Here is a 12,804-nt window from a genome sequence, read left to right on the forward strand (position 1 = left end):
AACCCTGTGAGGCCGCCGGGGCGGCTCGCGGGTCAGCGGAGCAGGGTGACGGCGACGGCCACGGCGACGATCGCGAGAATCCCCGAGGCCGGGATCCACGCCCAGTGCACCCGGCGCGGGTTGGGCCCGCGCAGGGTCAGCGACACCGGGGTGGGGTTCGGGTCGTCCGTCGCCTCGTCGACCTCGAGGTCACGATCCGCGACCAGGACGGGCCCCTGGTCGGCGGCCTCCGGCGCGGCCGCGGCCCCGGACTCGGACTCGGCGGCGCTGCCCCGCACCGTCCGTGCCGCCCGGCCCTCCGTGTCGTGGATGGCGGCCGGGTCGCGCGGAACCCCGAGCAGCTCCGCCAGCTCGCGCGCACTGCGCGGCCGGTCGTCCGGCGACTTCGCGAGACACCGCTCGATGAGGCCGCGCAGCTCCGCGGGCACCTCGTCGGGCAGCGGCGGCGGCGGGTCGTTGACCTGCGCCAGCGCGGTCGCGACCGGCGTCACCTTGTCGAACGGCCGCCGGCCGGTGAGCAGCTCGTGGGCGACGATGCCGAGGGCGTAGAGGTCGGACGCCCCGGTGGCGGCCTCCCCGAGCGCCTGCTCGGGCGAGAGGTAGTGCGGGGTGCCGACGATCTCGCCGGTGAGGGTCTGACCGGAGCCGTCGAGAGCGCGGGCGATACCGAAGTCGGTGAGCTTCACCGTGCCCTCGGGCGTGATGAGGATGTTCGCGGGCTTGACGTCGCGGTGGACGACGCCGGCGTCGTGCGCCGCGTCGAGCGCCAGCGCGGCCTGGGCCATGATCGAGCGGACCCGTGCCGGCTCGAGGGCCCCCTCGCGCTGGACGAGGTGCGACAGCGGCTCGCCGGGGACGAGCTCCATGACGAGGAACGCGAGGTCGTGGTCCTCGCCGTAGTCGTAGACCGTCGCGATGTTCGGGTGGCTGAGGTTGGCCGTGTAGAGAGCCTCGTCGCGGAAGCGCCGGGCGAACACGGGGTCACCGGCGGTGGTCGGCCGGAGGACCTTGACGGCGACGGTGCGCTCGAGGACGTCGTCGGTGGCCTCCCACACGTCCCCCATGCCTCCGGAGGCGACTCGTCGGACCAGCGAGTAACGCTCTCCGATGCGTACATCGGGCTGGAGCCCGGTCATCGGGCGCGTCTCGGTGGTCACGAGGGAAAACCCTAACCGCTGGGGCCGCCGATCCGACCCGGGCTGACCTGCGGGTTTGTCAACCCCCGGAGGGCCGGTCGCCCCGCCGCCGCGCGACCTCGGACGGCAGCGCCTCCAGGGTCACGGATTGCCCTGTGCCGGTGCGCTGCCCGCGCTTGGAGTCCGCAGCGCGCCCACCCGCGGGTGCGTCCACGGCCGCGTCCCGACGGATCGCTCGCCCCTGCGCGATCCGCTCGTCGAGCTTCTCGCGGGCCTTCTCGGACTGCGTGGTGTCCCGCGGCGGCAGCTGGATGGACCGCTCGGCCGCGATGCCCGCCTCGAGCTGGCGGGCCCGCTCGAGCTCGGCGTCCAGCTCGGCCCCGAGCAGCAGCGCGATGTTGGTGAGCCACAGCCACAGGAGGAAGACGATGACGCCACCGAGCGAGCCGTACGTGGCGTTGTAGTTGCCGAAGTTGCTGACGTAGAAGCCGAACGCGATCGACGCGACGACCCACACGAGGATCGCGAGCACCGCGCCGGGGGAGATCCACCGGAACTTGGGCTGTCGGACGTTCGGGGTGAAGTAGTAGAGCATCGCCACCATCCCCATGACGACGACGAGGATGACCGGCCACTTCGCGAGGTCCCACACGTCGACCGCCTGCTGCCCCACCCCGATGAGCCCGCCGACGGCGCGGGTGACCGGGCCGGTGACGACCAAGCCGACGAGCACGAGGGCGCCGAGGACGACGAGCGCCACAGTCACCGCGAAGTTGGCCGGCCGCAGCTTCCACACCGGCCGGCCCTCGTCGACCCCGTAGACCCGGTTCATCGCGCGGCCGAACGCGCCGACGTACCCGGAGGCGGAGAACAGGGCGGCGAGGATACCGATGACGAACGTGAACCCCGCGGCCTGCGAGGCGACCATCTCCTCGAGCGGCCCGCGCAGCTGCTCGACGACCTGCCCCTGCCCGAGCCGCACGAGCAGGCTCAGCAGCTGGTCGACCGTCTGCGCGCCGTTGCCGAACAGGCCGAGGAGCGAGACGAGCGCCAACAGCGCGGGGGCGACCGAGAGCACCGAGTAGTAGGTGAGGGCGGCGGCCAGGTCGGTGGACTGGTCCCGCTGGAACTCCGCGACGGCGCTCTTGAACGTGTACTTCCACCCGCGCCCGGACAGCTCCGTCGGGGAGTCGGGCTTCGCGTCGGTGTCGGGCGGGGGCGCGGTGGCGGCCTTGGCCGCGGCGGATCCCTCGGTGGGCATGTCGTCTCCTCGGAGCGTGCAGGCACAGGTCGGGGTCGGACCCAACCTAGCCGGAAGCCGGGTGACCGGGCAGGTCGCGGGTCCGCAGGACGCACGTCGAGCCACCTGACACACTGGCGCGGTGACGACTGACGGAGGCCGACCCGTCCCGCGCCGGCCCATCCGCTTCGGGCCGGCGGACCTCGAGGCGCACGGCGGCACGCGCCCGGGGCCGGCCGAGACCACCGAGGTGGCCCACCAGACCGCGGCCATCCTCGTCGGTACCGGCCGGGCCGCCCACGACCCCGAGGTCACCTCCCGGCTCGTCGGCCTCGTCGACGACCTCGGGCTGCCGACGATCGCCGACCTGTGGTCCTCCCGCCCCGCCCGCTCGCTCCCCGGGGCCCTGTGGCGGCTCTACGCGCTGCGTGAGTGGGTGCGCCGCAACCCGGAGGGGGCCAGCCGCGAGTACGCCGCCGGCATGCGGTTCACCGATGTCGCGCACGTCGTCGCGGGCATCGCCGAGCCGCCCCGCCCCGAGGAGCTGCAGCGCGTCGCCGACCAGATCCTCGCGGGCATCTTCGACGGGGACCTCGCGGTCGCGCTCGAGCGGGCATCGGCGTTCTGCGCGGTCATCGCGGCCGGGCGCGCCGAGCTCGCCCACGACTCGGACGGCGTCGACCCCGACGCCGCCACCGGCCTGACCCGCAGCGGCGCGGCCCTGCTCGCGACCGGCGAGGACCTGCGCGCCTGCGCCAACCTGTGGCGCTCGCGGGACCTGGACTGAGCCTCCCGGCACGCGGACTTCCGCGGGAGGGAACACACTGGCGACCCCGACGCGTTAGGGTCTATCGGTAGGTGCCGGACCGCGGCAGCCCCGGGTCCCAACATCAGCCGCTACGAGCGGCCACGCGCCGTGAGGCGCTCCCGGTCCGGCACCCACCACCTCCCGTCCCGCCGGCGCGCCGACACCGCCGCCGACGGCCCCGGCACTTTCCCTGTGGATGACCTACCGCCCCCTGCTCGGGCGCCGTACCGTTGACCCATGGCCGACGATCCCTCGCTCACCGACGACGATCTCCAGGGTGAGATCGACCTCGTCGGGACCCTGGTGCTCGCGGCCGCCGAGACCGACGGGCCGCTGAGCGAGGAGGCCATCGACCAGCTGCTCGGCATCGGCGGTGCGGGCTCCGCCGACGCGGCCCCGGCCCCCACCGAGCGCTGACGCCGTGCGGCTACCGCCGGGAGCCCCCGGCCGCGGCCTCCCGCCCGATCGCCACCCCCTACGCTGAGCCCACGATCGCTGCACCACCGGACCCGGAGACCGCCACCGTGGGCTTTCGCCTCACCCCCCAGGACACCTCGTTCCCCGAGCTGTACGCCGCCTCGGCGCAGCAGCTGGTCGAGGGTGCCCGCGAGCTGACGGCGCTGCTCGGCGCGGACCACGACGAGCGCCAGGAGATCCTCCGCCGGGCCCACGACATCGAGGCCGCTGCCGCCGACGCCACCCGCGACATCGTCCGCAAGGTGCACGGGTCCTTCGTCACCCCGTTCGACCGCTCCGACATGCACGGCCTCGCCGTGGCCCTCGACGAGTGCGTCGACCTCGTCGTCGCCGCGGTCGACCTCATCGTGCTGTACCGCGTCGACGACCTCCCGCCCCGCGCCGCCAAGCAGGTCGAGATCATCGCGCGGATGGCCGAGGTCACTGCCGACGCGATGCCGCGGCTGCGGTCGATGAAGGAGCTCAACGGCTACTGGGTCGAGATCACCCGGCTCGAGAACCGGGCGAACAAGCAGTACCGGCGCATGCTGGGCGACCTGTTCGCGGCGAAGAAGCCCGACCCCGTCGCCCTGATGAAGCACAAGGACGTCATCGACGCCCTCGAGGCCGCGGCGAACGGGTTCGAGCAGGTGGCGCTGAAGGTCGAGGCGATCACCGTCCGGGAGTCCTGACCGGCCGTGGACTGGTGGCCCGTCGCCCTCGTCGTCGTCCTCGCGATGGGGTTCACGTACACGAACGGCTTCCACGACGCCGCGAACGCCATCGCCACCTCGGTCTCGACCCGGGCGCTGACCCCCCGGATCGCGCTGCTGCTGGCCGCAGTGATGAACCTCGTGGGGGCCTTCGCCGGGATGCGGGTGGCCCAGACGATCAACGACATCGTCGTCGTCCCCGACGGCGCCACCGGGCTCGCCCTGTGCGCCGGCGCCTTCGTCGGCGCGACCGTCTGGAACCTGCTGACGTGGTGGCGGGGGCTGCCGTCCTCGTCGTCGCACGCCCTGATCGGGGGGCTCGGCGGGGCCGCGCTCGCCGCCGGCGCCACCGTGCGCTGGGGCGCGGTGCGCGACAACGTCGCCATCCCGATGATCGTGTCCCCGCTCCTCGGGCTCGCCGGCGGCTTCCTCGTCATGACCGCCATCCTGTGGCTGTTCCGGCGCTCCGCTCCCGGGCCGACCGCGCGCGGGTTCCGCTACGCCCAGACGGTGTCGGCGGCCGCGATGGCGTTCGGGCACGGGATGCAGGACGCGTCGAAGACGGCCGGGGTGGTCGTGCTCGCCCTCGTCGCCTCCGGGCACCAGGACCCCGCGGACCTGGCGGTGCCGCTCTGGGTGCTCGCCCTGGCCGCGGTCATGCTGAGCCTCGGCACGTACGCGGGCGGCTGGCGGATCATCCGCACGCTCGGGCGCGGCATCATCCACATCGACCCGCCGCAGGGGTTCGCCGCCGAGGCGACGGCCGCGACCGTGCTCTACGCCGCGACGGCCACCGGAGCCCCGATCTCGACGACGCACGCCATCACCTCGGCCATCGCCGGGGTCGGGGCGACCCGCTCGGCCAAGGCGGTGCGCTGGGACGTCGCGCGGTCCATCGCGTTCGCGTGGGTGCTGACGTTCCCGGGCGCCGGCCTCGCGGCCGCGCTCGTGTACGGCGCCGTCGCGCTCGTCGTCTAGGGCCCAGCGGGCCCGGGCCGGTCAGCCGAAGCGGCCCGAGATGTAGTCCTCGGTGGCCTTCTCGGTGGGGTTGCTGAAGATGCGCTGGGTCTCGCCGATCTCGACGAGCCGGCCGGGCTCGCCGGTCGCTTTGAGGTTGAAGAACGCCGTCTGGTCCGAGACGCGGGCCGCCTGCTGCATGTTGTGCGTGACGATGACGATCGTGTACTCGGACTTCAGGTCGTTGATGAGGTCCTCGATGGCCAGCGTCGAGATCGGGTCGAGGGCCGAACAGGGCTCGTCCATGAGCAGCACCTGCGGGTTGACCGCGATGGCGCGGGCGATGCACAGCCGCTGCTGCTGGCCGCCCGACAGGCCGGCCCCGGGCTTGTCGAGCCGGTCCTTGACCTCGGTCCACAGGTTGGCGCCGCGCAGCGACTGCTCGACGACCTCGTCGAGGACGGACTTCTTCTTGACCCCGTTGAGGCGCAGCCCGGCCGCCACGTTGTCGCGGATCGACATCGTCGGGAACGGGTTGGGCCGCTGGAAGACCATGCCGACGGTGCGGCGCACGGCCACCGGGTCCATCGACGACGCGTAGAGGTCCTGGTCGTCGAGCATGACCGAGCCCTCGACCCGCCCGCCCGGGATGACCTCGTGCATCCGGTTCAGGGTGCGGAGCACCGTCGACTTGCCGCAGCCGGACGGGCCGATGAACGCCGTGACGGAGCGGGGCTCCACGGTCATCGTCACGCCCTCGACGGCCTTGAAGTCGCCGTAGTAGATGTCGAGGTCCTTGACGTCGATGCGCTTGGCCATGGGTTCAGTGTCTCTTTTCGTCCCGGGGTGGTCGGGGTGGTCGGGAGTGGGTCAGCCCTTGACCTTGCTGAAGCGGCCGACGAAGCGGCCCAGCAGGTTGAGCATGAACACGAGGAGGATCAGGGTGAGCGAGGCGCCCCAGACCCGGTCGAGGGCCGGCTGCAGGGCCTCGGTGCGGTCCTGGTTGATCATCGTGGGCAGCGTCGCCATGAGCCCGTCGAACAGGTCGGTGGCGATGACCTTCGTGTACGGCCCGAGGATGATCAGCGGTGCCGTCTCACCCATGACGCGGGCGAGGCCGAGCAGGACGCCGGTGACGATGCCCGAGAACGCGGTGGGCACGACGATCTTCATGATCGTCTTCCACTTCGGCACCCCGAGCGCGTACGACGCCTCGCGCAGCTCGTTCGGCACGAGCTTGAGCATCTCCTCCGTGGACCGCACGATCGTCGGGATCATGAGCATCGCGAGGGCCAGGGTCACGGCGAACGCGACGCGCTGGAAGCCGAGCGTCGTCACCCACAGGGCGTAGATGAACAGGCCCGCGACGATCGACGGGATGCCGGTGAGGATGTCGACCATGAAGGACACGGTCCGCGCCAGCCGGCCGCGGCCGTACTCGACGAGGTAGACGGCGGTGAGGACGCCGACCGGCACCGACATCGCCGCCGTGACCGCGGCCTGGATGAGCGTGCCCTGGATGGCGTGCACCGCGCCCCCGCCGACCCGCCGCGAGGTGATGCCGGACTGGCTGTTGGTCCACCACACCGAGTCGACGAGCATGTGGCCGCCCTTGACCAGGGTGGAGCCGAGGATCCAGACGAGCGGCACGACGGCGATCCCGAAGGCGAGCCACATGACGACGCGGGCGGTGACGTCCTTGACGGCGCGCCCCCCGGACTTCTCGCCGAACGCACTGGGGGTCGGGACGCCGGCCGCGGGCGGTGCTGCGGCGTGGTCGACCTGGGCGCTGCTCATTCGGTGAAGGCCTTCCTGCGATCGATGACGATGCGGGCGGTCGCGTTGACGACGAAGGTCACGACGAACAGGACGAGGCCGGCCGCGATGTAGGCGCCGGTCTTCTGCGGGGTGTCGAACTCGCCGGCGCCCTGGGCGATCCGCGAGGCGAAGGTCGAGCCGCCGTTGAAGATCGAGAAGCTCCAGTCCGCGTTCGCGCTCAGCGTCGACAGGAGGATGAGGACCGCGAGGGTCTCGCCGAGCGCACGGCCGAGGCCGAGCATCGCGGCGCTGATGACCCCGGGCTTGCCGTAGGGCAGGACCGCGACCCGGATCATCTCCCACCGCGTCGCCCCGAGCGCGAGCGCGCCCTCCTTGTGCGTCGTCGGCACCTGCGCGAAGACCTCGCGGGAGATGGCCGTGACGATCGGCAGGATCATGATCGCGAGGATCATGCCGGCGAAGGCGAGAGTGCTCTTGGCGCTGGTGCCCTGGTCCTCGAAGACCGGCAGCCACCCGAGCGCGCCGTCGATCCCGGAGAGCACCGGCTGGAAGTACTGGCCCGCGATGTTCAGACCCCAGAACCCGTAGACGATCGAGGGGACCGCAGCGAGGAGGTCGATGGTCGAGGCCGCGGGCTTGGAGAGCCACGGCGGCGCGTACTGGGTGATGAAGAGGGCGACCGCGACCCCGAGCGGGACCGCGATGATCATCGCGATGACCGAGGTGATGAGGGTGCCCCAGGCGAGCTCGAGGATGCCGAAGCGGGGGTTGGCTCCGCTGGGGCTCCACTCCCGCGACAGGAGGAAGTTCGCCTCGTTCTTCAGCAGCGACGGCACGGCCTGCCACAGGAGGAACACCCCGACGAGGGTGACGAGGACGACGATGAGGATGCCCGAGGTGGTGGCGAGGCCGCCGAAGATCCGGTCGCCGAGGCGGCCGGTGGAGGCCCGGTCGCCGCCGAGGGGGTGCCTCGGGTCCTCGTCGACCGTCGAGCGGCCGGTCATGGAGGTGCTCACGTCGTCCTCGGGGGTGTCGGGGATCTTGGTCGTACCGACGGGGCGGGCCGGTTCGCGGCCCGCCCCGATGCGGTGTCCGTGGGCGCCGGAGCGCCGGGACGGTGGGCGCCCGTGCGGGCGCCGAGCGGTCAGGAGATCGCGTCGATGGCCGTCGTGACCTTCTCCTCGACCGAGCTCGGGAGCGGTGCGTACCCGATCTCCTCGAGGCCCTGCTGGACCTCCGGGGAGGCCATGTGCGTGAGGAAGGCCTTGACCTTCGTCGCGGTCTCGGCGTCAGCGTACTGGGAGCACACGATCTCGTAGGTGACGAGGAGGATCGGGTAGGCGCCGGCCTCCTGGGTCGCGTAGTCGAGGGTGAGGCGCAGGTCGTTGCCCTCGCCGTCGCTGGCGGCGGCCTCGACGGCCTTGCCGACGGTCTCGCCGGTCAGCTCGACCGCGCCGCCGCCGTTGTCGATCTTGGCGATGCCGAGGTCGTTGTCCTTGGCGTAGCTCCACTCGACGTAGGTGACGCCACCCTCGGTGGACTTCACGCCCTCGGACACCCCGGAGGACTTCTCCTTGCCCTCACCGGAGGCGGGCCAGGCCTTCGCCGGGTCGTAGCTCCACGCGTCGCCACCGGCAGCCTTGAGGTACTTCGTGAAGTTCTCGGTCGTCCCCGACTCGTCGGAGCGGAAGAAGACCTTGATGTCGGTGGCGGGGAGCTCGACGCCGGCGTTCACCGCCGCGATCTTCGGGTCGTTCCACGTCGTGATCTTGCCGTCGAAGATCTCCGCGGCCACGTCCGGGGTGAGCGTCAGGTCGTCGACCCCCGGCAGGTTGTAGGAGATGGCGATCGGCCCGGTGACCATCGGGATGTTCCAGGCGGGAGAGCCGCAGGTCTCGGCGGCCGCGTCGGTCTCGACGATGCCGTCCTTCTCCTCGGTCTTCAGGGCCGAGTCGGACCCGGCGAAGTCGACCTGCCCGGCGATGAACTGCTTGATGCCCGTGCCGGAGCCCGTCGGGTTGTAGTTGACGGTGGCGCCGGGGCACATCTCGTTGTACGTGGCGGCGGCCTCCTCGAACGCGTTCTTCTGGGCCGAGGAGCCCTCGGCGTTCAGGGTGCCCTCGAAGCAGGCGACGTCGCCGGCGCCGCCGGTGGCGCCGCCGCTGCCCGAGTTGTCGTCCGAGCCGCAGCCGGCGAGGGCGAGGGAACCGACCAGGGCGAGGCCAGCGAACTGGCCGAAACGGAGGTTCTTCACAGGTGTACCTCTCGAAAAAGGAACGAAGCGATGGCGTCGGGCACCGGTGGCCGACGCCTAGGACGGTATGGAGGCCGGGTGACGCCGTGACCCGTGCCGGGTGAACGCCGCGTGAACGGCGTCCGAGCATTGCCCCACCGGACGGTCAGGGGCAGTGGCGCTCGACGGCGACGACGCGGGCCCCGGCGCCCGTGCCGGCCACGTGGCAGACCAGCGCCTCGCCCTTGTCGAACGTGCCGGCGGCGGCCGCGGCCAGGACGCTGCGGTCGGCGGCCCCGGCCTCCCCCGCGACCCCGGCGAGGACGTCGACGAGCGCCGGCAGCACCGGCCCGTGCGAGCAGACGGCGGTGGGGCGCCCCTTCTCGAGGACGCGCTGCAGGTGGTGGACCGCCCGCCCCGGGTCGTCGGCGAAGCCCTCCTCGGACAGGCCGGGCCGGGTCCGGAGCCGGACCCCGGCCTCGTCGACGAACGGCTGGACGGTGGCGGTGCAGCGCTTCGAGGGGGAGGAGACGACCCGGTCCACGCCGTAGGCCGCCAGGACCGGCCCCAGCGCCACCGCCCGGGCCCGGCCGGCCGCGTCGAGGGGGCGTTCGGTGTCGTCCGACCCCTTCCACGAGCCTCGGCCCACGGCGCGGGCGTGCCGGACGAGCACGAGCGGCCACGTCGCGAGCAGCCCCGCCTGGTGCCAGCGCACGAGGGCCAGCAGCTGGTCCTGGTCGCGGGCGTAGTCGAGGCGGTCGTGGGCGGTGCGCGGGTCGAGCCACTCGACGTCGTCGATCTCGTTGACGAGGCGGCCGTCGCCCCCGGTGACCTGGGCGGCCCAGTACCGCACGACCTTGTCGCCGGGGACGCCGTCCTTCTCGAGGACGGTGTACCGCGCCTGCGGCAGGGGGACCCCCAGCCGGACGACGAGCCCGGTCTCCTCGAACGTCTCGCGGACGGCGGCGACGGGCCACTCCTCCGCCGGGTCGAGCTTGCCCTTGGCCCAGGACCAGTCGTCGTAGCGCGGCCGGTGCACGAGCGCAACCTGCAGCACGTGACCGTGGACCCGCCACGGCACCGTCCCGGCAGCGGGGATCGTCGTCGGCATGGGAGCGGTCGTCAGCGGCGCCGGGCCTTGCGGCGGCGCTTGGAGTGCATCTCGATGAACGCGGTCTGCAGGTCCTCCAGGGGCTCACCGTCGGCGCTGAGGTGGCGGCGGATCCAGCGTCCGTCGCCGCCGAGGCCCCAGTGCGCGTACCGGTCGGAGCCGCCCCGGTCGAGGAGGGAGCGCAGGTCGTCGACGTGCCGCGGGTCGGTGAGCCGGATGAGGGCCTCGACCCGGCGGTCGAGGTTGCGGTGCATCATGTCGGCGCTGCCGATGTACGCGACGGGCTCGCCGGCGCCGCCGAAGTAGAAGACCCGCGAGTGCTCGAGGAAGCGCCCGAGCACCGAGCGGACCTCGACCGTCTCGGACAGCCCCTCGACCCCGGGCCGGATCGCGCAGATGCCGCGGACCCAGAGGAAAACCCGCACTCCGGCCCGCGACGCGCGGTACAGGGCGTCGATGACCTGCTCGTCGACGATCGAGTTGACCTTCCACAGGATCAGGCCGGAGCCCGGCTCGGCCTGCTCGTGCTCGATCTCCTGCTCGATGTGCGCGATGAGCCCGGCCCGGACCGAGCGGGGTGCGACGAGGAGCCGCTTGAACTTGCTGCGCGGTGCGATACCGGACAGCTGGTTGAACAGCCGGCTGAGGTCCTCACCGACCTGCTGGTCGTCGGTGAGCAGGCCGAGGTCCTCGTACAGCCGGGCGGTCTTCGGGTTGTAGTTGCCGGTGCCGACGTGGCAGTACCGCCGCATCCCCTCGGCCTCCTGGCGGATGACGAGGCACAGCTTGGCGTGGGTCTTGAGGCCGACGATGCCGTAGACGACGTGCACGCCCGCGTGCTCGAGCTTGCGGGCCCACGAGATGTTGTTCTCCTCGTCGAAGCGCGCCTTGATCTCGACGACCGCGAGCACCTGCTTGCCGGCCTCGGCGGCGTCGATGAGAGCGTCGATGATCGGGCTGTCGCCGCTGGTGCGGTAGAGCGTCTGCTTGATGGCGAGGACGTGCGGGTCGGCCGCGGCCTGCTCGAGGAACGCCTGCACCGAGGTCGAGAACGAGTCGTAGGGGTGGTGCAGCAGGACGTCCTGCTTGCGGATCGAGGCGAAGATGTCGCGGGCCTTCGCGGACTCGGTGGGGGCGAGGTCGGCGTTGGTGCGGGCCACGAACGGCTCGTAGTGCAGCTCGGAACGCTCCAGGTCGGCGATGACGTTGAGCGCGCGCAGGTCGAGGGGAGCCGGGAGCCGGTACACCTCGGACCCGGCGACGCCGAGCTCGCGGACGATGAGGTCGAGGACGTGGTCGTCCATCGCCTGCTCCACCTCGAGGCGCACCGGCGGGCCGAAGCGGCGCCGGGTCAGCTCGCGCTCGAGGGCGGTGAGCAGGTTCTCGGCGTCGTCCTCCTCGACCTCGAGGTCCTCGTTGCGGGTGACCCGGAAGGTGAAGTGCTCGCGGACGTCCATCCCCGGGAACAGCTGGTCGAGGTGCGCCGCGATGACGTCCTCGAGCGGGACGAACCGGGTGTCGTACATGTCGGCGAGCGGCGACTCGGCGGGGCCGGGCTCGACCCGGATGAGGCGCGGCAGCATCGGCGGCACCTTGACCCGCGCGAAGTGCTCCTTCTGCGACTTGGGGTTGACGAGGATGACGGCGAGGTTGAGCGAGAGCCCCGAGATGTACGGGAACGGGTGGGCCGGGTCGACGGCGAGCGGGGTGAGGACGGGGAACAGCCCGTCGGTGAAGACCGTGCCGAGCCGGTCGCGCTCCTCGTCGGACAGCTCGTCCCAGCGCACGATCGTGACGCCGTCCTCCTCGAGGAGCGGGCGCACCTGCTCGGCGTAGACCCGGGCGTGCAGGGTCATCAGCTCGTGCGCGACGCTCGAGATCTGCTCGAGCACCTCGCGCGGCTCGAGCCCCGACGCGGAGCGCACGGCGATGCCCGTGGCGATGCGCCGCTTGAGGCCGGCGACGCGGACCATGAAGAACTCGTCGAGGTTCTGGGCGAAGATCGCGAGGAAGCGGGCCCGCTCGAGCAGCGGCACGTGCTCGTCGGCGGCCAGCTGGAGGACCCGCTCGTTGAACTGGAGCCAGGAGATCTCGCGGTCGAGGAAGCGGTCGGCCGGCAGGCCGTCGTCCGCGGGCTCGTGGCCGGGCTGGCCGGGGCGCACGAACCGGCCGTTGGTGGCCCGGGGCTGCTGCTGGTGGCGGGCCTCGGCGGCGGAGGCGCTGGCGATCGAGACCTCGCTGACGATCGCGCCGTCGGCGGAGGCGTCGGCCGCGGTGTCGCGCGCCGTCGGGTCGGTGGCCTGGTCGACCCGCACCTCCGACTCTGCCGTCATGCGTCCATCCTGTCAGGTCCGGCCGCCTGCGGGCCTCC

12 protein-coding genes are annotated in these 12,804 nt (G+C 72.3%); 4 read left to right on the top strand and 8 right to left on the bottom strand.

Annotated elements, in window-relative coordinates; all coding sequences use genetic code 11:
- Positions 1-32 precede the first annotated feature (32 nt).
- Both Q0963_RS06820 and Q0963_RS06825 read right to left on the bottom strand, forming a co-directional pair.
- Positions 33-1,157: a serine/threonine-protein kinase gene (locus tag Q0963_RS06820; RefSeq protein WP_299444527.1), complete on the bottom strand. Its 1,125-nt coding sequence runs from the start codon at positions 1,155-1,157 to the stop codon at positions 33-35.
- A 58-nt stretch (positions 1,158-1,215) separates the two neighbouring features.
- A complete protein-coding gene (locus tag Q0963_RS06825) occupies positions 1,216-2,397 on the bottom strand; it encodes a YihY/virulence factor BrkB family protein (RefSeq protein WP_299444529.1) in 1,182 nt (393 codons plus the stop codon).
- 121 nt (positions 2,398-2,518) lie between these two features.
- Here Q0963_RS06825 and Q0963_RS06830 point away from each other — a divergent pair, with 121 nt between their 5' ends.
- From Q0963_RS06830 to Q0963_RS06845, 4 genes are all read left to right on the top strand, one after another.
- The gene (locus Q0963_RS06830; protein ID WP_299444531.1) at positions 2,519-3,163 is read left to right on the top strand and encodes a hypothetical protein; all 645 of its coding nucleotides are present in this window, start codon (positions 2,519-2,521) and stop codon (positions 3,161-3,163) included.
- A gap of 258 nt (positions 3,164-3,421) precedes the next feature.
- Positions 3,422-3,601 (top strand): hypothetical protein, encoded by a 180-nt coding sequence (locus tag Q0963_RS06835; RefSeq protein ID WP_299444533.1) that lies wholly within the window; start codon positions 3,422-3,424, stop codon positions 3,599-3,601.
- 107 nt (positions 3,602-3,708) lie between these two features.
- The gene (locus tag Q0963_RS06840; protein WP_299444535.1) at positions 3,709-4,332 is read left to right on the top strand and encodes a DUF47 domain-containing protein; all 624 of its coding nucleotides are present in this window, start codon (positions 3,709-3,711) and stop codon (positions 4,330-4,332) included.
- 6 nt (positions 4,333-4,338) lie between these two features.
- The gene (locus tag Q0963_RS06845; protein WP_299444537.1) at positions 4,339-5,331 is read left to right on the top strand and encodes an inorganic phosphate transporter; all 993 of its coding nucleotides are present in this window, start codon (positions 4,339-4,341) and stop codon (positions 5,329-5,331) included.
- A gap of 21 nt (positions 5,332-5,352) precedes the next feature.
- Here the strand turns inward: Q0963_RS06845 and pstB are convergent, their stop codons facing one another.
- The 6 genes from pstB to Q0963_RS06875 form a co-directional block, all read right to left on the bottom strand.
- Positions 5,353-6,129 (bottom strand): phosphate ABC transporter ATP-binding protein PstB, encoded by a 777-nt coding sequence (gene pstB / locus Q0963_RS06850; protein WP_299444539.1) that lies wholly within the window; start codon positions 6,127-6,129, stop codon positions 5,353-5,355.
- A 51-nt stretch (positions 6,130-6,180) separates the two neighbouring features.
- A complete protein-coding gene (gene pstA, locus Q0963_RS06855; RefSeq protein ID WP_299444541.1) occupies positions 6,181-7,107 on the bottom strand; it encodes a phosphate ABC transporter permease PstA in 927 nt (308 codons plus the stop codon).
- Positions 7,104-8,093, bottom strand: coding sequence for a phosphate ABC transporter permease subunit PstC (pstC, locus tag Q0963_RS06860; RefSeq protein WP_299444637.1), 990 nt, complete (start codon positions 8,091-8,093; stop codon positions 7,104-7,106). Before pstC ends, pstA begins: the two co-directional genes overlap by 4 nt.
- A gap of 140 nt (positions 8,094-8,233) precedes the next feature.
- Complete coding sequence (gene pstS / locus Q0963_RS06865; protein WP_299444543.1) at positions 8,234-9,343, bottom strand: phosphate ABC transporter substrate-binding protein PstS; 1,110 nt, start codon at positions 9,341-9,343, stop codon at positions 8,234-8,236.
- 145 nt (positions 9,344-9,488) lie between these two features.
- Entirely contained in the window at positions 9,489-10,433 is a 945-nt protein-coding gene (locus Q0963_RS06870; protein WP_299444545.1) for an NUDIX hydrolase, read from the bottom strand.
- An 11-nt stretch (positions 10,434-10,444) separates the two neighbouring features.
- On the bottom strand, positions 10,445-12,766 hold the full coding sequence (locus Q0963_RS06875; RefSeq protein ID WP_299444547.1) for an RNA degradosome polyphosphate kinase: 2,322 nt from the start codon (positions 12,764-12,766) through the stop codon (positions 10,445-10,447).
- Positions 12,767-12,804 lie beyond the last annotated feature (38 nt).

The organism is uncultured Phycicoccus sp., from assembly GCF_947495705.1.
GTDB lineage: Bacteria > Actinomycetota > Actinomycetes > Actinomycetales > Dermatophilaceae > Phycicoccus.